Source organism: Kitasatospora sp. NPDC093558 (assembly GCF_040683475.1).
Taxonomy (GTDB): Bacteria; Actinomycetota; Actinomycetes; order Streptomycetales; family Streptomycetaceae; genus Kitasatospora.
In genome coordinates this window covers 1-1,182 of sequence record NZ_JBFBDY010001297.1, presented here as the reverse complement: position 1 = coordinate 1,182, position 1,182 = coordinate 1, and the positions used below count along the sequence as shown (strand labels likewise).

Below are 1,182 nucleotides of genomic sequence, written 5' to 3'. Positions count from 1 at the left end.
TCTCCCCGCCCCCCCGCCCGTCCCCTCCGGGGGCGTGCGCGCGGGGGGGGCGGGGGGGGGGGGGGGGGGCGCGGGGGGGGGGGGGGGGGCCGCCCCCGGCCCCGGCCCCCCCCCGCCCCGCCCCGCCCGGCGCGGCCGGTACGTGCGGCTGTCGAGTAACCTCACATCCGAGCGAGAGGAGTCCGTCATGAGTCAGCCCGCGTTCGACGGGGGCGAGGTCATCCCGCGCCCGGAGAAGACCCCGGCCGCGCTCAAGGCCGCCCTGGCAGTGGTTGCCGCGGACCTGCTGCAGGAGATGGTCGAGGGGCAGAGTCGGGCGATGGCCGAGGCCATCGACTCCGGCAGTGTCCAGCCGCTTCGCAACTTCGTGGACCACTGGGCCGCCATCGTCGAGATCGAGCGGTTCCTGCGGACATCGCAGGCCTACCACCGAGCGAACTACCTGGCCAACCATGCAGGAACTGTCGCCGAGTGCCGCCGGTACGCCATCGAGGTCGCCGAAATCTACCGGACCGCCTACGCGGCGGTGACCGGGTGACCTGGAGCTGGGAGTATCTCCCCAGCGAGGGGCGTGTCATCGGCGGTGCTCCGGCAGACTTCGTCGCTGCTGTGGAGTACCGGGCTGCCGAGCTCGTCCGCGCAGCCGAGGCGCTTTACCTGGACGGTGCCGCCTACGAGGGCAGCGGTGAGCCCATGCGCCACCTGGACGTTGCCGGAGGCCTCCTGACCTACTACGTGGTTCCCCGCCTGGCACTCGTGGTGATCTGTCAGGTCACCCCGCCCGTCGCCTGACCGGCCCGCGCCGTCACCGGCCCCGCGGACCTCTGGATCCGCAGGCCCGCCGCCCGGGGGACCGGCGTGTGACGCGGCTCACCCGAAAAGGGTGACATGGTGTTGTCGCGGACGGCTGTGACCATCGGCGCATGACGAACACCGCGATCCGCACGACCACCACGACCACCACCACGGCCACCGCGGCGACCACCACGGCGACCGCCCTCACCGACGAGGACTGCCTCGCCGAGACCCTCGCCTTCAACGCCCGGTTCGAGGCCGCCGCCGCGGCCCGCCCGGCCCGCTCCGCCACCGTGGACGGCGCCACCCTCGCCCGCCTTCGCGCCAACCGCCTCGGCGGCGACACCCCGCCCGTGCGGCTGCCGCAGGCGCGGGAACGGACCGTCG

Annotated in this window: 2 protein-coding genes and 1 pseudogene; all 3 read left to right on the top strand. The window is 74.4% G+C overall.

Annotated elements, in window-relative coordinates; all coding sequences use genetic code 11:
* The first annotated feature begins 187 nt into the window (after window positions 1-187).
* Window positions 188-538 carry a hypothetical protein gene (locus tag AB0O00_RS40505; RefSeq protein WP_363659661.1) on the top strand — a complete coding sequence of 117 codons (351 nt, stop codon included), beginning with the start codon at window positions 188-190 and terminating at the stop codon, window positions 536-538.
* A gap of 71 nt (window positions 539-609) precedes the next feature.
* Window positions 610-792 (top strand): hypothetical protein, encoded by a 183-nt coding sequence (locus AB0O00_RS40500; protein ID WP_363659660.1) that lies wholly within the window; start codon window positions 610-612, stop codon window positions 790-792.
* A gap of 131 nt (window positions 793-923) precedes the next feature.
* A pseudogene (locus tag AB0O00_RS40495) lies at window positions 924-1,182 on the top strand (hypothetical protein); the annotation flags it as partial.

What these genes read in the sequence shown, in the direction of transcription:
- AB0O00_RS40505 (WP_363659661.1), top strand. Translation starts at nt 188, where the DNA reads ATGAGTCAGCCCGCGTTCGACGGGGGCGAGGTCATCCCGCGCCCGGAG.